Origin of the sequence: Mesorhizobium sp. C268A, assembly GCF_040324475.1 — a bacterium.
Lineage (GTDB): Bacteria > Pseudomonadota > Alphaproteobacteria > Rhizobiales > Rhizobiaceae > Mesorhizobium.
This window is the reverse complement of record NZ_JAMYVX010000001.1, coordinates 738,360-756,617: the sequence shown is the minus strand read 5'-3', so window position 1 is coordinate 756,617 and position 18,258 is coordinate 738,360. Positions and strand designations below refer to the sequence as shown.

The 18,258-nt window shown below is 61.3% G+C and carries 17 protein-coding genes and 1 pseudogene; 15 read left to right on the top strand and 3 right to left on the bottom strand.

From position 1 onward, the window contains the following. Positions 1 to 40: 40 nt before the first annotated feature. Together NKL06_RS03840 and NKL06_RS03835 are read left to right on the top strand one after the other, a co-directional pair. A complete protein-coding gene (locus NKL06_RS03840; protein ID WP_023693739.1) occupies positions 41 to 811 on the top strand; it encodes a hypothetical protein in 771 nt (256 codons plus the stop codon). After that, positions 811 to 2,436 (top strand): glycoside hydrolase family 73 protein, encoded by a 1,626-nt coding sequence (locus tag NKL06_RS03835; protein ID WP_023693738.1) that lies wholly within the window; start codon positions 811 to 813, stop codon positions 2,434 to 2,436. The genes NKL06_RS03840 and NKL06_RS03835 overlap by 1 nt, the downstream gene beginning before the upstream one ends. Positions 2,437 to 2,526: 90 nt before the next feature. On the opposite strand, the gene NKL06_RS03830 is transcribed toward NKL06_RS03835, so the two are convergent. Continuing rightward, the gene (locus NKL06_RS03830; protein ID WP_023693737.1) at positions 2,527 to 3,009 is read right to left on the bottom strand and encodes a hypothetical protein; all 483 of its coding nucleotides are present in this window, start codon (positions 3,007 to 3,009) and stop codon (positions 2,527 to 2,529) included. A gap of 690 nt (positions 3,010 to 3,699) precedes the next feature. Here NKL06_RS03830 and NKL06_RS03825 point away from each other — a divergent pair. From NKL06_RS03825 to NKL06_RS03775, 10 genes and pseudogenes are all read left to right on the top strand, one after another. Next, entirely contained in the window at positions 3,700 to 3,903 is a 204-nt protein-coding gene (locus tag NKL06_RS03825; protein WP_023693736.1) for a hypothetical protein, read from the top strand. Positions 3,904 to 4,295: 392 nt separating this feature from the next. Continuing rightward, on the top strand, positions 4,296 to 4,823 hold the full coding sequence (locus tag NKL06_RS03820) for a hypothetical protein (protein ID WP_023693735.1): 528 nt from the start codon (positions 4,296 to 4,298) through the stop codon (positions 4,821 to 4,823). Positions 4,824 to 4,833: 10 nt separating this feature from the next. Then, entirely contained in the window at positions 4,834 to 4,959 is a 126-nt protein-coding gene (locus tag NKL06_RS03815; RefSeq protein WP_023693734.1) for a hypothetical protein, read from the top strand. 311 nt (positions 4,960 to 5,270) lie between these two features. Further along, complete coding sequence (locus NKL06_RS03810; RefSeq protein ID WP_352580044.1) at positions 5,271 to 6,458, top strand: acyltransferase family protein; 1,188 nt, start codon at positions 5,271 to 5,273, stop codon at positions 6,456 to 6,458. Between the two features lie 256 nt (positions 6,459 to 6,714). Beyond that, positions 6,715 to 7,904, top strand: a pseudogene (locus tag NKL06_RS03800) (integrase core domain-containing protein). 98 nt (positions 7,905 to 8,002) lie between these two features. Next, positions 8,003 to 9,796 (top strand): portal protein, encoded by a 1,794-nt coding sequence (locus NKL06_RS03795; protein WP_352580042.1) that lies wholly within the window; start codon positions 8,003 to 8,005, stop codon positions 9,794 to 9,796. After that, entirely contained in the window at positions 9,793 to 10,113 is a 321-nt protein-coding gene (locus NKL06_RS03790) for a Bbp19 family protein (RefSeq protein WP_027049706.1), read from the top strand. The genes NKL06_RS03795 and NKL06_RS03790 overlap by 4 nt, the downstream gene beginning before the upstream one ends. 245 nt (positions 10,114 to 10,358) lie before the next feature. Further along, positions 10,359 to 12,830, top strand: a complete 2,472-nt coding sequence (locus tag NKL06_RS03785) for a hypothetical protein (RefSeq protein ID WP_023695032.1) — start codon at positions 10,359 to 10,361, stop codon at positions 12,828 to 12,830. Further along, complete coding sequence (locus NKL06_RS03780) at positions 12,830 to 13,264, top strand: hypothetical protein (protein ID WP_023695031.1); 435 nt, start codon at positions 12,830 to 12,832, stop codon at positions 13,262 to 13,264. The genes NKL06_RS03785 and NKL06_RS03780 overlap by 1 nt, the downstream gene beginning before the upstream one ends. 366 nt (positions 13,265 to 13,630) lie before the next feature. After that, positions 13,631 to 14,098, top strand: coding sequence for a hypothetical protein (locus NKL06_RS03775; protein WP_032904592.1), 468 nt, complete (start codon positions 13,631 to 13,633; stop codon positions 14,096 to 14,098). A 120-nt stretch (positions 14,099 to 14,218) separates the two neighbouring features. Here NKL06_RS03775 and NKL06_RS03770 read toward each other — a convergent pair whose 3' ends face one another. Further along, entirely contained in the window at positions 14,219 to 14,536 is a 318-nt protein-coding gene (locus NKL06_RS03770; RefSeq protein WP_023695029.1) for a YMGG-like glycine zipper-containing protein, read from the bottom strand. Positions 14,537 to 14,796: 260 nt separating this feature from the next. On the opposite strand from NKL06_RS03770, the gene NKL06_RS03765 reads away from it, so the two are divergent. Beyond that, on the top strand, positions 14,797 to 15,369 hold the full coding sequence (locus tag NKL06_RS03765) for a hypothetical protein (RefSeq protein ID WP_023695028.1): 573 nt from the start codon (positions 14,797 to 14,799) through the stop codon (positions 15,367 to 15,369). 246 nt (positions 15,370 to 15,615) lie between these two features. Further along, the gene (locus tag NKL06_RS03760; protein ID WP_023695027.1) at positions 15,616 to 16,527 is read left to right on the top strand and encodes a hypothetical protein; all 912 of its coding nucleotides are present in this window, start codon (positions 15,616 to 15,618) and stop codon (positions 16,525 to 16,527) included. Here NKL06_RS03760 and NKL06_RS03755 read toward each other — a convergent pair. Then, positions 16,524 to 17,516, bottom strand: a complete 993-nt coding sequence (locus NKL06_RS03755) for an IS481 family transposase (RefSeq protein ID WP_352580041.1) — start codon at positions 17,514 to 17,516, stop codon at positions 16,524 to 16,526. The two genes, NKL06_RS03760 and NKL06_RS03755, sit on opposite strands and share 4 nt — an antisense overlap. Positions 17,517 to 17,544: 28 nt before the next feature. Here NKL06_RS03755 and NKL06_RS03750 point away from each other — a divergent pair, with 28 nt between their 5' ends. After that, positions 17,545 to 18,126: a hypothetical protein gene (locus tag NKL06_RS03750; RefSeq protein ID WP_155927457.1), complete on the top strand. Its 582-nt coding sequence runs from the start codon at positions 17,545 to 17,547 to the stop codon at positions 18,124 to 18,126. Positions 18,127 to 18,258: the final 132 nt, after the last annotated feature.

Here is an 18,258-nt window from a genome sequence, read left to right as displayed (position 1 = left end):
TCTCGTCCTTTTTTCAAATCCAGCCAGGCAGGAAAAACAAATGGTTCACATCATTCCTTTGTCCGTCGGTCGGCGCAGGAAAGCCTCCGGCAACGAGCAGCAGTACCCGGCCGGCCCGCAGGCGGGTGCTGTCCAGCCGCTCGACGAATACTGGCAGGCTGTCGCGGACCGTTACGAGCAGCGCCTGGCGCAGCAGAATGCTTTCGACACGGAAATCGCGACGCGCGCGCTGGACGGCGAGCTTGCCAAAGCGGAAGCCGACGCTGTTGCCAATGCGTCCGCGGACGGGGCGGGCCTGCATGATGGAATGTACGGCCAGGTCGATCCGCATACCGGGCGGGTTTTGCAGACGGGCCGCTTCGATACGCTGTTCGACAATTTTGTGAAGCAGGCGCCGGCGGAGATTCGTCCCGATCTTGCAAGCCGTAAGACAACGCTGCGCGAGGCCGGCGCCCTACGGATGGCACAGCAGCAACTTGATCGCCGCAGGCAGTACGAGCAAGACCAACTGGCCGGCGTCCAGGCTGCCGGGCTCAACACGATCAAGCTAAGCGATCCGAACGACCAGCCCACTTTCGACGCAGCCCGCCGGACCGGCCTCGATCTTATCTCCAAGATGTATCTCGATCCGCAGGCCAGGCTGCGGGCCGAAGCCTCATGGCGAGAGAGCACGGCAAAGGCGCGGATGGAAACGCTGATCGTGCAGGACCCCAGGCGCGCGCTGGATATGTTGAGTGCCGCGCTCGGCCAACGGGGCAAAGCGCCGCCGGCTGCTCAGCAGACATCAGGGGAAAATGGAGGGCAGGAATAATGGAGACCGGCAAAGGCATGATTCTTGACGGCGCCGATGAGCAAACCGACGACACCGGCGAACTGCCCGGCGCTCAGGACCAGTCCGCCGCGCTTGCGCCGCTCTATGAAAAGATAGAGCGGGCGCTGGATGGGGATCGGCCCGTCGCTGCCCTGCTTGCCGACCTTTCACCCGAGACCACCGACGGTCTTCTGCGGCAGGCGCATGCGGCCGACGCATCCCAACTGATCGGGGCCGGCGCCGACATTTCTCTTGCTTCTCAACACGGGCCGAAGGCCTTTGCCAGCGACGGCAACTATGCCGGCGTCTTGCCGGGGCCGGAAGCGTTCGTGTCGGTCTATGGAGCGAAGGAGGGCGGCCGGCAATTCGCGAAATTCGACCAGGAGGTAAAAGCAGGCAAGCAAGCCTTTGAAATGCGCGCCATGCCGGACCGGGACATAAAGGCTCAGCTTCTCGAAGCGGCGGCTAACATAGGACATTCCCCTGATGGCCAGTCGCGATATCAGGTGACCGCTGCCGCGGCTCAGCAAGCGTTGGAGGCCAGAAGGAACGATCCGGCCGGCCAGGCCAGCAAAGCCTTTCCGCAAGTGAATGCGGCCTGGCGCGCGCTGCTTGGTCAAGGCGAATACAGCCCCGCGGCCGCCCAAGAGGCGATTGCACTCAGTCTCGCGGCCCAGCAGTATCTCGGCATCGAGAAAGTCCAGCCCGTGCCAAGGTCCGTGCTGAAAGGTCTTGGAGGCCTGGCCCCGCAAGACATGAAGACAAAAGTGGGTGATCTGCTTGCGGGAACCGCCGATCCGTACGTCAGGCTGGCGATGTCGCGGCAATTCGTCGAAGCCGGCTTGCTCGAAAGACCGATGTACTTTGGGCAGCCGTTTAGTTCCGATGGGTTGACCGAGAAAAGCAGTGGCGCCCCCCAACTCACGCCAGATGAACGAATAAAGCAGCCGTTTCAGGATGATCTGCCAATAGATGTTCAGCTTGCCAATCGCGCGCCCGATGTTTTTGGCAACCGTAACCAAGCGGCGAGCGAGCCCGACGCGGAAAGTCCAATCAGCGCGGGCGCCGACCCGGGGACGGCATTCAACTCGAAGACCGGCGCCGAGCCGTTCATCGCTGCTTTTGGTGTTGACGAGGGTATCAAGCAGTTCGAGAAAGGGAATGGCAACTTTAGCGCGGAAATTCTCGCCGCCAAAGGCAGCCGCAAGAAATTCGTCAACGTTTTCTATCAGGCTGGCAAGAGCCTTGGCCTAACCGACACGCAAGCCCGCCTGATGGCCGCTCAAGCCGCGCACGAAACTGGCAACGGCAGGAGTGTCCCCGGTTTCAACTATTTTGGCATCAAGGCCAACAGTTCATGGAAGGGTGCTACGCAACTTCTTTGGACCCACGAGGAAAGAAATGGCCAACGTGTGAAAGTTAAACTACCTTTTCGCAAATACGCCACCCTTGAAGACGCCATTCGCGACCGCATTGCAGTCATGAAACAATCTTGGCCCAAAGCTAACGATGCCACGGATATAGATAGCGCGATTGCCGAACTTCGGCACGGTACTTATGGGGTATATGCGACAGCTTCGGACTACGCCGATCTGTTAAAGCCTTATCTGAAGGAACTACCCTAGTGGCCTTACCCGCCAACGCAGCAAAGCGGCCATCCGAGCCCGACAAGTGATTGGTTCTGAGATTTGCATACCGAACTGTATGTGCGCCGATTACCCATTTTTGCGAAATGACCTGGCAATGCGCTCAACAATTGGATCAAGCACCGCCTGTTTCTTCTTGTCATATGCAATGTCAAAGCAAGTGACGATAATCCGCTTTTGGCACATACCGTAGAAGACCCTTGTACCATCCGGCGTGGTGCCGGAAATTACACCAAGCGATGGCTTGTCAATTGTATACGTTGCCTTGCCCTCGCTTGAGGTCTTTTCCTTGATGTATTCGAACGGACGCTTGTCCGGCTCGTCGAATATTCCGTATTGACGAAGATAGACTCCATACTCTTTCGAGGAAAACGTTGTGCCGTGGCTTACGCCGTCCGTCAAAAGCTCTCGACCATCGTCGTCCTTGAAGAAGACGGGGATCTCGATTTCGCTCCCGCCGCTTACTGAAACGGTCCATTTGATTGGCTCTTTGGCCACCGCAGGCAGCGCCGACAGCGCCAGGAGGCCGAAGGCGAAGCCAAATGCTCTCATGACGTTGGCTCTTGGAGCGACAACTGGGGCGAGAATGAGTGATCGCAAGGGTGCTCTCTTAAATTGTATGTTGCAAGCTATAGCGCCATTTTGGTTGTAGCAAGTGCTGACATCGCTGGGAAGGATATGGGATAGGATTGAAAAAAGCGCGCACTATGGGTAATCCAGAGGTGCAGCAAACTTTGTCATAGATGAGTGCCCGACGCCGGACCTGGTTATTGGCCGCTTGATGAGGGAGAGCGGTTTGAAATGCATCGGAACCGGCTGCGGGGACGGCGAGTGAGGGAGCAATCTGGGAGTTTGTGGAAGGCACGTTCAGTCCTGCTCGCGAGCCTTTCCCTTGGCCTTGTCTACGCCGTGCCCGCGTCGGCAATCACCCTTCAAAGAAAGAATGGAGGGCATTCTCCTGCGTTCTAAGCAAGGCACGCGATCAGGGTAACCCGGACGTCGCTGCCGGCTACGCTATCGAAGAGTGTCCCACGGAGGGCTGAGTGACGCGCAGAAGGAGCGGATCAGGGATTTGGTCACCCGCCGGCTGATGAAAGAATACGGCTTGACGTGCATCGGAACCGGCTGCGGGGGAGGCGAGTGAGGCGAGAGCCTCTGTACTGTTCACCGTGGCTCGCCAATCATCGGTTTTTGCGGAATGACCTTACGATGCGTTCGGCATCAGCAACCTGAGGCATCATCATGGAAGCGGAAACCAGCATTCTCGCATACATTATTTCCTACCTGCCATTGCTGGTTTATCTGGTGGCGCAGCTGTGGGTGAGCATCTGGCTCGCATTCAAACTCATCCGCGTTCAGCAGCAGATGGTGCGCGCGCAGGAAGGCATCCTGGCCAAGTTGAGCGAGATCGACAGCCGGATGGCGGCGAAACCGAACAAGGACTGAGCATTCACAAGGGCGATGCCTCCTGTCGACGGGCAGTAGGATTTTATTCTTAAATCCGTTGACGGGTGAGGGCAGCAATGGTATACTTCTATCCATGGTGCTGATTTGCGCCAGTGACCCGCCACCAGGCGGGTTTTGTTTGCGCGATAGCCGGTGCGGATGCCGCGACGATTGCGAGAGAATGCAGCGCCTCAGAATTCTGCACCGCTGCACCGCTGCACCGCTGCACCGCTCGCAGGTCACGGCATGGATCCCTTGGGCTGCGGAGCAGCTCCAGGGGTCTGCGCCGCGTCGCTTCGCTCCTTGCTTCGCCATAGGATGACGAAGGATGGGGGACGTCTCGCTTCCTTCACTGACGATGGCTTCGCTTCTCGACTGACGAAGGTCCACGCATGGCCGTCCGCATCATTCCCGCCACGCTGCGCGATCTCTCCTACATCGCCGCCAATCTGCGTGCCGAGGACCGGGCCGAGATCGACTGCCAGCTTGACCATTGGTCGCCGGCCCTGCTGGCGGTCACCGCGCTGCAGGGCTTTGCCTATGTTGCCGAGCTAGACGGCAATCCGGAGGCCGGCTTTGGCGCTGCCGAACAGCGCGGCGGGCTGTGGATCGCCTGGAGCTGGGGCACGCGCCGCATGAAGCGCTGTGTGCCTGGGATTACCGCGCATTTTCATGCTGTGCTGGGGCCGCAGGTCGCGGCGCGGGGCGCGTGGCGGGTCGAGGCGCGGGCGCTCGCCGCCAACGAACTGGCTCTGCGCTGGCTCGGCCGGCTCGGCGCCACCCAACGCTGCCGGTTGCCTGGATATGGCCGCAACGGCGAAGATTTTTTCCTCTACGACTGGACAAGAGAAGGCTGGAACCATGTGTCTCTTTCAAAAGCCGCCGGCGCTGAAGCCGCTGCCACCGACCCCGACCATTGAAGACAAGGACGTGCAGGCGCGCGAGGCCGCCCTGCGGACTGAACTCGAACAGCGCCAGGGCACGGCGGCGACGGTGAAAACCGACCTCGCGCCCGGCAACCTCACCGGCCAGCGCCGCGTTCTGCTGGGGGTATGACCATGACCGCGATGAAACGCAGTTTCAGCAAGCGCGTGCTGGCGTGGTGGTACTGGCGACGGCATGCCAGGCTGGTGAGAAGGCGGTGACGCATCTTACCCTCCCCCTTGTGGGGAGGGTCGTAGGCTGAGCCGCACGGTACGTGCGGTTCAGCCTGCGGGGTGGGGTCTGCGCTGCACCCCAACCCCGTCTCCCTCGCTTTGCTTTGCAAAGCGAACTCGCCGACCCTCCCCACAAGGGGGAGGGTGTAGCAATTCGTCATCTCTCAGCGGCTTGACAATCGCTCCTCAGGCGCCATGCTGCAGTGCAACATGGCTAGCTACGAAACCAGCGTCATCAAGTCGTCGCGCATCGAATGCCTGGACGGGCTTCGCGCGCTTGCGGCGATCTGGGTGCTGGTCGGGCACTGCATGCTTTTGACCGGCTGGCAAGTTCCGATCGTCGGCGAGCCGGATCTCGGCGTCGGCCTGTTCATCATGCTGTCCGGCTTCCTGATGGTGTTCCACTATCAGCTGCGCCAGGAAAAGGAGCCTTGGCAAAGACCGGAAACCTGGCTGAAATTCTGGACGCGCCGCTATTTCAGGATCGCGCCGCTGTTCTATGTCATGCTTTTCCTGGCGCTGGCGCTTGGCCCCTATCTCTACGATTGCAGGATCATCATCGACGAGTTCCTCTCCAGATCGCACCAGGCGCCGGAACGCTACCTCGACGGCAGCCTGAAAAACATCGTCGCTCATCTCACCTTCCTGTTTGGGCTGGTGCCGAACCTCGCCTATCGCACGCCGCTGCCTGACTGGAGCCTGGGGCTGGAGATGCAGTTCTATGCCATGTTCCCGGCCGTCATGCTGCTGGTGCGCAAGCTGGACTGGATCAGGAGCGCCCTTGTGGTCGCGGCGATCGGCTGCGTCATCGTGTTTGCGATGCGGCTGTTGTCGATCCATTTTCCGATGCCGTCCTTTCTGCCGCTGAAGATGCAGATATTCCTGTGCGGGATGCTGCTGGCCGGAGTCGTGCATCAAACCCGACCGAGGCCGTTCCGCTATCTGGCATTGGCCATGCTTTTGGCGGCGCTGCCCTTTGGCGGCGGCCAGGGGCTGGGCAAGCTTCTGGTGCGCGAAGCGCTGGTGGCGGGCTTCTTTGCGCTGGTTCTCTACCGCATGCTGCCTGGAAGGGCGGGAACGCTGGCGCGAGCGATCGCCGTGACGCTCAGCAACCGGTTCTTCCACCTGATGGGCGAGCTTTCCTTCAGCATCTACCTGATCCATCTGCTGGTGCTGCAGCCCATCGCGGCGTTCGTCATCAGTGAGTTCGACCACCAACTGTCGGCGCCGCTGCGCTTCGCCATCGTCGTTGCCGTTGTGCTGCCGACGGTGACGTTGCTGTCCTGGATCACCTACACTCTGATCGAGGTCCCCGGCCAGAAGGCGGGCCGCTTCGTCGTCCAGCGCTTTGGCCGGAAAACTGCGCCGGTGCTCGAGGGCATCAAGCGCAGCGCGTAGTCGGCTGACGCTGCCGATCTCCCCCCTCGAGGGGGAGATGTCGCCGAAGGCGACAGAGGGGGGCGGTGCGACCGGACGCGACCTTCCACCACCGCATATGAGGCTAGCGCTCTACGCGCGGCGACCCCCTCTGGCCTGCCGGCCATCTCCCCCCTCAAGTGGGGAGAAGCGCCGCTTCTGTCCGAACCGGATAGATAGGTAACAGAATGGACCGATAGCATGGGTGACAGTTTTCTTGTCCGCCGGAGGACCGGCGATGGTTTGGCGAGAGACTGGCATCATGGACGAGCGGCTACGGTTTGTTGTGGAGTGTCTTTCTGGGGATGAGACGATGGTTGCGCTTTGTGCGGTCTACGGGATCTCACGCAAGAACGGCTACAAATGGCTAGGACGCTATCGGACGTTTGGCCTGAGGGTTTGCACGACCTGCCGCGAGCCCCGCTCAATCATGGCCGTGCGACAGCTCAGGATCTGGTTGAGCGGATTGTGGCGGCCAAGGAGCTGCATCCGCTTTGGGGTCCAAAGAAGATCGTGGCACGGCTCAGGCGCACGGCTCCCGAGTTCATGTGGCCTTCAGCCTCGACGGTCGGCGCGATCCTTGCGCGGCATGGGCTTGTCCGCGCCCGCAAGCGACCCCGCCTGCGGGCCTGCGGCAATGGACCCTGGCCACAGCCGCAAGAACCGAACGCGGTGTGGACTGGCGATCACAAGGGCTGGTTCCGGACCCGCGACGGCTGGCGTTGCGAACCCTTGACGGTGATGGATGCGTCGAGCCGCTATCTTCTGGCGCTCGAAGCGACGGGGTCGACGGCCGATAGCGAAGCCTGGCCGGTGTTCGAACGGCTGTCTGAAGAGCATGGCCTGCCGGATCGCTTCAGAAGCGACAATGGCCCGCCCTTCGCATCGGCCGGCGTCACCGGGCTGACGCCGCTTGTCGTGCGCTTCATCAAGCTCGGCATCACCCTGGAGCGGATCGCACCCGGCAGGCCACAGCAGAACGGACGTCACGAGCGCTTTCACCTGACCATGCTGCCGATGGCCGAGGCACCGGAAGCCGACCGAACGGCACAGGGCCAGGCCTTCGAGACCTTCCGCCACAGCTACAATGAGGAACGTCCCCATGAGGCGCTGGGCATGGATACGCCCGCCCAGCACTACCGGTCCTCACAGCGCGCCATGCCCAGGACACCACCCGAGCCCGTCTATCCGGCCGAGGCCTCGGTCCGCCGCGTGCGCCACAATGGCGAGATCCGATGGAATGGTGGCTTCATATATGTCTCGCAATCGCTGGCGGGCGAACCGGTCGCTGCGTTGGAGACCGAAGACGGACAATGGACACTCTCATTCCATGCCCACCCGCTCGGCATCATCGACACACGGCACATGAAGCTTGTCCGCCGCAGCGCCGCGCCAACCAATCCGCTTGGCGATGCGGCGGACGCATAGGGGGAGAGAAGTGTCACCTATGTATCCGGTTCAAAGTGTTACCCATCTATCGGCTGGACACTTCGCCGTCCATTCACATCCTACCCAGCGAGCCCCTCATGACCGATTCCCGTGCCCGCGATATCCTGTCCCGCCAATCCGAGCTCGAGACCGAGCGCTCTCAGTACGAGGCGGTGTGGGAGCAGGTGGCGGAATTCTGCGATCCCGATGCGCCCGATGTCTGGAGCGGGCGCAGGAGCGGCGGACCGGATTCGCAGGCCGAGCGGCAGGAGCGGCGCGGTGCCCGCGTCTATGCCAACACCATCAACTCGGCCGCCAATCGCCTCGCCGCCGGGCTCGAAAGCCTGATCATCCCGCAGTCGGAAAAATGGCACGGGCTGACCACCGCAGAAATGAACGACGAGGAGACCGACGAGGAGAAGGAATGGGCGGAAGGCTTGCGCGATTTCCTGTTTGCGTTGCGCTATTCCGCCAACTCCAATTTCGTTCCGGCAACGCAGGCTTGCCTGCGCAATGTCGTGCGCTACGGTCCGGCCTATCTCTATGCCGAGGAAGGCTTTGGCGGCACGCTGATCCGCTATGCCTCGATCCCCGTGGTCGAGGGCTATCTCGCCCGCAACCGCTGGGGCCAGGTCGACATTTTCCATCGCCGCTACGAGCGCACGGCAAGGCAGGCCTCGCAGCTGCTCGGCTACGAAAAGCTGCCGGCGCGGATCAAGATGCTGGTCGACGATCCCGCCAAATGCGAGACGAGGATCTCGCTGATCCAGTGCATCCAGCCGCGCGACGAGCGCAAGATGTACCGGCTTTCCGGCGACTATCAGTATCTCGACACGGCCTTTGCCTCCTATCACGTCATCGAGGACGAGGAGGAGATCGTCAGGGAGAGCGGTTTTCGGTCCTTCCCGGTGTCGACCTTCAACTGGCGCCGCTACGAGGGCGACCCCTATGGCATTTCGCCTGCTATCGAGGCGCTGACGACGGTTCGCGAGGAGAACGCGGTGCGCCGCTCGGGCCTTCGCGCCCTGCAGCAGATCACCGATCCGGCCACGGCGTCCAAGGCCAGGCTCGATTATGTCCCGGTGCTCAACCCCGGTGAGAATTATCCCGGCCTCATCGACGACAATGGAAGGCCGGTGATCCAGCCGATCGCGACCGGGCAGAACCCGACCTATGCCTTCAACTACGCGGCGAGCCGGGCAGAAGAAATCCGCGACATGATGTTCGTCAATTTGTTCCAGACGCTGGTGCAGAACCCGCAGATGACGGCGACGGAGGCGCTAATCCGCCAGGAGGAGAAGGGCGCGCTGCTCGGCCCCTCGGGCTCGATCATCCAGGCCGGCTTTGCCTCGAATCTCGACCGCGAGCTCGGAATTCTCGAGGACAAGGGGCTTTATGACGAGGACAGCCGCTTCGCGCCGCCGGACAGCCTCGCCGGCAAGGCGGTGCGGCCGACCTTCACCGGCCCGCTCGATGTGCTGCGCCGCTCGGCCGAGGCGCGCGACACCATCCAGGTGGTGACGACGGCCATGCAGATGGCGCAGTTCGATCCCGGCATCATGGACAATATCGACGGCGACGAAGCGCTGAAGATCGTGCAGAGCGCCGGCCGCAGCCCGCAGCGCATCTTTCGCCGCAAGGAGGAGGTGGAAGGTCTGCGTGGAGCAAGAGCACAGGCCCAACAAGCCCAGGCCGGCATGGCGGCGATCGCCTCCGCCGGCAAGGTCGCCAAGGACGCGGTGCCGGCAGCGGTGCAGGCGCGCGACAGCGGGTTACTCGATGCATTGATGCTGCAGGCGGGCGCCGGCGGGCAAGCGACGGCCGTGCCGGCCGCGCCAGCCGCCAACAGGCAGGCGACGGCCGTGCCGGCCGCGCCGGAGCAGCGCGCATGAGCGGCAAACGCTTCGCCCGTGCCGGCCAGGCCGGCGGCCCCGCCAAGGCGCGCGACGCGCTGGCCAAGGCCTATCTCCGGGTGTTTTCCGGCGAAGACGGCGAAATGGTGCTGGCCGACCTCGCGGCAACCGTCGGCTACTACCGCCGCCCGTCCTATGGCGAATGGATGGCCAGGACGAGAACGCCGAACGGTTTCGAGCTGCACAGCGCGCTCAGCAATGCGCGGGCTGAAGTGGTGCAGCACATTATGGGATTTCTGACGTTGGACGAGACGCAGCTGGCTGCGCTGGAGAAGGCGGCGAGGATGGAGGGGTAGAGCGCCAGCGCTGAAGCTGCCTTCCTCGCCCCGTCACTATACGGGGAGAGGATGCCGGCAGGCAGGTGAGGGGCGGCTCCGGCATCTCAAAGGTTCGCGCTGCCCCTCATCCGCCCTTCGGGCACCTTCTCCCCGTGAACGGGGAGAAGGGACTTCGTCGTCCTCGGCTTCTCCAAAAAACATCAATCCGAAAGTCCGCAAACGACGCGATCGGCATGCGTTGCGGCTTGCCGCGACCTCCGGCAATGCGCTCCATCGGCAGGAACCAGACACAGGTCCACATCATTCCTCTCTCTGTTGCCCGGCGCCGGCCCGGCAATACGGCGCAAGATACTGGCTCCTCGCCGGCAGGCGGGCCAAGCCAGCAGCCCGACAGCTACTGGCAGGAGGTTGCCGAGCGCTATGAGCAGCTCATATCGCAGCAGCAGGCCTTCGATACCGAGGTCGCCGCACGCAAGTTGAACGGCGAGATCGCGCAGGCCGAGACCGAGGCGGTTGTCAATGCGCCGGCAGATGGCGCCGGCCTGCCCGAAGGCATGTATGGCCAGGTCGATCCGCACACGGGGCGTGTGCTGCAAACGGGTCGGTTCGACACCCTGTTCAAGGGCTTCCTGAGCCAGATGCCGCCCGAGCTGCACCCCGGCCTCAGCGCTCGCAAGGAGACGCTGCGCACCGAGGGTGCTTGGCGGATGGCGGCGCAGCAGCTGCAACGCCGCAAAGACTATGAGCGGGCCCAAGTCGACACGGCGCTGCGAACCAACGCCATCGCCATCGGCAAGGCGCACCCCGACGACCACGTGACCTTCGAGGCGGCCAGGCAGGACGGGCTCGATCTCATCGACAAGATGGGGGTCGATCCTGGTATCAGGCAGCAACTGGCCAAGGACTGGCACAGCACCGCCGCCAAGGCGCGGTTCGAGGCGCTGATTTCCAGGGACCCGAAGCGCGCGCTGGCGATATTTGGCGTTGGCACGCCGGCCGCCGGCAGTGGGGCTATGGGCGACAGCGCGCAGGCTGCGGGCAACTCCTTTGTGGAAGGCCCAAGGATGGCGCCCGGGAAAGAAGGCCGCGTCGGCACGCAGACTCCGGACGAACGCATAGCGCAGGCATTCAGGGACGATCTTCCCCAGGAGGAACAGGATGTCCTGGCCTTAAAGGCAAAGGTCGCCAAGTTCTCGCAGGACATCCAGACGCGCATTGCCATCGGTCGCGCCGAGGCGGAAGCGCCGGACCAGTTCGCACGCACGGGCGCCTACTCCGGCGGAATACCGGGCAAGGATGCCTACCGGATCATCTATGGCCTCGATGAGGGCGACAGGCGCCGGCGGGTTCTCGAATGGCGAGCCGGGGTCGGAAAGAAAATCTTTGACATGGGTACCATGTCGAACCAGGCGATCGATGCCGCTGTTGTCAGCGCTGAGCCGGGGCCGAACGCTTCACCTGAGGACCAGGAGCGCTATGAGATCACCGACGCCGCGGCAAAGCTGGTGCGGGAGAGGCGGCGGGTCGGTGCCGGTGGCTACGTCAGCGGATTGTCTCAAAAGACCTTCGAGGGCTGGGAAGCCGTGTTTGGCAGCGGGGCTTCGAATCCGGGGAACTATGATCCGAACCTTTACGATCAGACGATAGCCTTGTCTGTCGCTCTGCAAAAAGTATTGGGCATCGAAGATGAAAATCTTCAGCCAATAACGTTTTCCTACCTGCTCGAGCTTGCCGAACAGCGCGACAGCGGAAGCGCGTACTTGATGGACCGCTACGCCAAGGCGAGCGAGTTGTTTGCGCGCACCAAAGATCCTGTCGCGCGGGCAGCTTTGGTCCGGGAATTGGATGAAGCCGGCCTGGGCGGCATACTCCCCGGCGGCAAGCCTGGCCTTTCAGCGGGCGAGGTGTTTCGAGCTGACGCCAAGGCGCTTGGCAAGGCGGGTGCAAATGCCGGGATATTCTCGGGCAAATTGACGAAGGGAGTTGGCTACGGGCTTTCCTTCGGATCAATCGACCCTCCCGATTTCAGCCAAGGCTACTACGAGCCTGCAAATCCCACCGAGAAAGTGATGATGCGTCAGGGAGGTGACGCATTCGGCTGGGCGATACCGGTGCCCGGATTTGGCCGAGCCGCCGAGAAAGGCATACCGCGAGCAGTTGAGTCTATGAGCGCTATCGCGGCCGAGCGAGCCGAAGGCCTCGTCGCCAAGCGGCCGGGCGAGTTAGCTGACGAAGGCGAGGCGCTTGTTGGTGGCGTGGACGCCGAAACGCTCCGATACCAGCAGGGGCTGGCCAGCTTCGCTTTCCAATCGGTCCCCAAATCCGACCGCGCATTTGACAATGCAATGCTAGGCGCAATGCTCGCCCGGGATCCAGACAAGGTCAGATACTCCGGCGCAAAACTAGGCGTTGCCGAGTCAGAGGATTACCGCAAGATTTTTTACGCCAGAAATCCGAAATTAAAGAGCAGTGATAACGTTGTTCATCATGCTGGCGAGAGGCAGGTTGTCGAGAGAGATCCAAGAATTACAAATATAGAAGAAATAAATTCATACGAAAATCTTCGAGGAATCCCAAAAAAACGAGATAGAAACCTACACAAAAAGGTAATCAGGTTTGAATGGGATGAATTCTATAAACGCAACCCCAATTTCACGCGCGAGCAATGGCTTGATAAAATTACAGAAATCGACAAGAAATATGGCCATTTGTTCGACCCGCCGATAGGTGAATAATGCGATATTTTGATATCAGGCCGGATGTGGCTGGTGGGCTGGGTAACCATACGGTTTTAGACACCGACGTTCACCCACCAGTCGTCCACAAGCTGCACTATGAGGTAGAAGGATGGTTCGGCGACGCGCTTGTCACAACCTTTCCATGCTTTCTTGTAACGGATGAAGCAAAGGAGGCGTTGCTGAAGATGGGGATATCTGGTGCTGATTTTTCCGATGCTGAGGTGACAGAGTCGGAGGAATTTCATGAGTTGCAGCCTGGGCAGGAACTGCCACATTTCGTCTGGTTAAAAGTGGACGGGCAAGCAGGTCGCGACGATTTTGGCATCGCTTCGAATTACGATCTCGTCATATCAGAGCGAGTCCTTGATTTGTTTGAAAGACTAGGAATTCCCTCTGCGGTGATTGAGCCTTTTGGCGAAAGAGACTCATGACGAGGGCCGATGCAATGAATAAGTCACCCTAATCCACCAGAGTTGCCAGTTCTGGGTCACTCATTCCACTTCTCGGAATATATAGGTGAGAAATGGATTACTATTATGTAGAGCCTTTTGCCGCTGGTGATTTTGGCAAAAATACTCTCCTCGACAATCGCGTTCACCCGCCATTGTCCACAAATTCCACTACGAGATTGACGTTTGGATAGGTGACGTCCTCATAACAAGCTTCCCCTGCTATCTTGTCACCGAGGAAGCCAAGCGGGAACCTTTGGAGATAGGTGTTTCGGGCGTGGCTTTTGCAGATGTTGAGGTGACCGCCTCGGTGCACTGGGCTGGACGAAGGTGGCAAGGGAGTTAGCCATGGAGACCGCCAAACCAGACTTAAGCAGCGTTATGCGTCTGCCTCCGGCCGACATCAGCACCGCCGATGACGATCTTGATGCCGCCCGAATCGAGGCACGGCAGTATCTCGAATTTTACACCTGGGTCTTATCCATCAAAGGCGAATATTTCGGATATGGCGCGGAAGGAATAATCTACATTTTCCTGTTCGAGATAGAGCCGCGACCGGATGTGAACCAATGGATCTGGGTGATCGTTGGCGATGTGCCGCCGACATATATCCCTGCCGACGACGCGAGGACGCCTTTCGAGGCTCTTGATGGCTATATCGGTGCCCTTGAGGACTGGGTCGAGGCAGCGCGACAAGGAAAGTCGGTGGCGAAATTGATACCAGTCAATGTAGACGCAAATCCCGCCAACGCCGAAATGCTGGCTGGCCGCCTCAAATTTCTCGACGAGAAAATCTTGCCGGAGCTTAAAAGGTAATTCTGACGATTGAGGATGCCGGTAGCAGGTGAGGGGCCAGCCTCTCAGAGGATCGCGCTGCCCTCAACCGCCCTTCGGGCACCTTCTCCCCGTTGAACGAGGAGAAGGGGAAGCCCGTCCTCAATAATCACCGTTGTAATACCGGTCGTCGCAAGGCGCGGTGTAGATGCGGCCGTAGCGATCCTGGTAGCGGCAGAGCTGTTCGCCGCGGCGCTGCGGCGTGGTGGCCTGGCCGATGACGGCGCCGAGCAGGGCGCCGCCGGCGGCGCCGATCACGGTGCTCTTGGTGTTGCCGCCCAGCGCCTGGCCGGCGAGCGCGCCGACGCCGCCGCCGATAAGCGCGCCGTTGGTTGCCCTCTGCTGCTGTTCGGTCTGGGTCGCGCAGCCTGCCAGAGCGGCAGTCATGAGCACGGCGGCAATGGCTTGTCTGATGATCATCCTGGAACTCCTTTGAAGCCCCAAACGCGGATTGGAGCGAATGGTTGCCAGTAGCTGTCGCATTGCGGCCAAACGGCGGCGCGCCCGCTCACGAAATGAGACGTGGTTTCTCGGGCCTTGAAGACAATGGTTGCCAAAGCGGAAACGCCTTGCGCGAACAGGGCGATAGCGCCCCGGTTTGAATCGATACGCCAGCGCTGATCCGGCGCTTTTTGAATAACGTCCTTCCAGCAATTTCCCGAATAGAAATGGAGATACCAATGACCCGAGGTCTTCCCCGGACGCTATCGCGCGCCGCCGCTCGCGAGGCTGGACTTGCCCCGCCCAAATTCGGCCTCAAGGCCGTCACCATAGGGCAGGGCGGATCGTACCGCACCGTCTTCACCCTTGCCGGCATGCAGGTGCCGGTCGCCGATGCGCTGGCCTATGCCAGCCAGAAACTGTTCGACTTCGCCGACGGCAAGGTGCGCATCAAGGGCGGCACCGCCAGGCTGCAATTTGCGGTGCCGACGCCACGCGCGGCGACCATCAACGACAATGCGGCGCTGACCTGGTCGCTGGGCTCGGCGGCGGCATCGAGTGCGACGCTGGCCGGCGCCATGGTCAATGTGCTGGCTTCGACGGCGCGTACGCTCGACGGCGCGGGCGCCGTGCTGTCGACTGCCTCGATCGCGGATGTCGCGGCAGCCGCCACGCTGGACGGCACGGTGACGCCGGTCGACCTCTATCTCAACCTGGCGTTTGCGACCGGCACGGATATCGACGCCGATGGCACGCTGGCGGTGACGGGCACGATCACGCTGCTGTGGGAGAACTGGGGCGATAACGCGTAGGCGGTGATACAGCCAATCTCCCCCCTCGTGGGGGAGATGCCCGGCAGGGCAGAGGGGGGCGCTGTCCCGCCGGCCTGTCCTGTCGATTTTACACTTGCGTTATCGGAGAGGCTTCGGCTGACGAAGTGCCCGAACGCTGGCGTTCCTTCGCGCCCCCCTCTGTCCTGCCGGACATCTCCCCCACAGGTGGGGAGATTGGCAGCTTCGCCGCCGGCTCCTTCTAACAACAATCAAAGGAATCCACTCATGACAGATCTGGCAGATTCCGGGTCCGTGGCGGCGCGTGCGCAGCCGGCGGGCAACCCAGTACGGCCACCGGCAGGTGCGGAGAACGGGTCCGCCGCGCCTGGCGTTAAAAGTTGGTTTGACGGTCTTTCCGAAGGCAACCGCAAGCTCGCTGAAGCCAAGGGCTGGACCAAAGCTGAAAACCTGGATCGGGTTTTCAACTCCTATGCGGAGCTGGAGCGGCAGCAGGGTGAGAGCCTGCGCGTTCCCGCACCGGACGCATCCCCGGAAGACTGGCAGAAATTTCATGCCCGGCTGCCCGAGACCATGCGCCCGCTGACATCGCCCGACAAGGTCGAGTACAGGCGGCCCGACGGCCTGCCGGAAAACTTCGCCTATTCGGACGAGCTTGCCCAGGCGTCCAAGGCCTGGGCGGTCGAGGCCGGCGCCACGCCGAAGGTGGCGCAGGCCTATCACGACCGCTTCGTCGGCTACATGGCCGAGCAGGCCGCGCGCCAGGACGTCGCGCTCGCCCGCTCGGTCGAAGCCACGCATGACGATCTCGTGCGCGACTGGGGACCGACCGACAGCGACGGCTTTCGCCAGAAGCTCGAGGTCGCCAACCGGGCGATGAAGAAGCTCGGACTGGTCGACGCCTATAAGGCCAAGGGCATCCTTCTCCCGGACGGCGCATTGACCGATCCGCAGATTGCCAAGGCGTTCCACGCCGTCGGCGAGGCGATGTTCAGGGAAGACACGATCGACGGCGGCGCGGCCGTGAGCGGCGGCAATCCGTTCAAGCGCAACGCCGCCGGCGACCGCAACATTTCGGCCATTTCAGCCCTTGTCAAAAACGACCCCGCCCGCGCCCGGCGGCTGGCACGCGAGGCCGGTGAAAACCCCGACCTCTGGATGCCCAACAATCCGCTCTAGTTGTTTAGTCCCAAGGTTTGATGGGTTGGATCGAGCCTGAATCGTTCGGGCTCTTTTGTCCAGATTTTGCAGATGTATTCAAAGGGCGTGAGGCCCTTGAGGGTCTTCAGTCGACGGCCGAAATTATAGGCTAAGACGAAATCGGCGAGATGCTGGCGCAGTTTGTCATGGCTCTCGTAGTAGAAGCGTTTGACGGTCGCATCCTTGATCGTGCGGTTCATGCGTTCGACCTGGCCGTTGGTCCATGGGTGCCTTGGCTTTGTCGTTCGGTGGTCGATATCGGCCTTGGCGCAAGTATGTTCGAAGGCGTGCGCCCATATGATTTCTCCCGCCGCCATGGCTTCCTTGATCAGCGGAACGGCCGAGCCGCCGGCACCTGGGGTCGTGAACTGAATGCCGTTGTCGGTAAGCACTGTGTGGATCTTGTAAGGGACAGCATCAAGAAGATGGCGCAGGAAATCGGCGGAGACCGCTGTCGTTGCCTTCTCGTGCAGCTCGACGAAAGCGAACTTCGAGGTCCGATCTATGGCCACGAACATATGCAGCTTGCCCTGCTCGGTTCGGACCTCGGCGACGTCGATATGGAAGTAGCCGATTGGATAGGCCTTGAACTTCTTCCTTGCCGGCTTGTCGCCCTCGACATCCGGCAACCTGCCTATCCCGTGACGCTGCAGGCAGCGATGCAAGGATGACCGCGACAGATGCGGGATCGTCGGTTGGAGAGCATAGAGGCAATCGTCCAGTGGCAGCAGCGTATAACGCCGAAAGGCGACGATGACCGCCTCTTCCTCAGTCGATAGCACTGTCGACTTCGGATCTCTGGGGCCAGTCGGAAGATCGGCGGCCGACGTCCGGTTCCTCCACTTCCTAACCGTCTTCTGATTGATGCCGTAGCGCTTCGCCAGCGCCCTCAGGCTCTCTTGACTATGCTGTATCGCTCGACGGATCGCCTCTGTCGTCGTGGCGCTCCCATGAAGAACCTGGCCCATAGCGCATCCTTTGATTCGGACGAAAAGTATGCGCCATCAAAGCCTGGGATCAAACATCTACCTTAAGTCCAGCGATATTGCCACACTGAAGAATGAGGCGAACTCCGCCACCGCGGCTCGATTGATCGACGGGCATGCGAGGGTGCGGCTTGCCGAGCAAAACGCGCCCGCTGTCATCGCCTTCACAGGCAATTACCCGGATGAGGAAGAGCCAGCCGCTCAGGATTTCGTCAGTACCTACGGCGCCACAGACGGGCAGACGCGTTTCGATGAGTTCAGGGCGACGGTTGATGCCGCCAACTCATTTCACAATTTCTACCGCGCATCGAACCGCGAGATACATGCCGAGCTTCGATTTCGAACCCGGCCCGAAGGGTACGCCAGAAGAGCACAAACGCTACGACATAAGGGCCGGCGCGGCCGAGATGATCATGGCCGCCCGCCGCGCCGATCCCGTGGCCTATGTCACCCAACTGTTCCCCGGCGAAGCTCCGGACTGGAGCAAGGTTTCAACGCCACAGGATTTCCAGAAAGCGGTGACCTGGGCCAGGGCCGCTCAAGAGCAGATGGGCTTCGACACGAGACTCCCGCTGCCCTGGGCTGTAGCTGACCAGTGGGCTTCGAAATACATCGACCCAAGTATTCAACACCCGTCTCGCGGAGTTGAGTTCGATTGTCCTCGCAGTTCGCGATCCGGAAGCGCGCGAGGCAGTAGCCAAACAAATCTTGCTGGCAGCGGAAG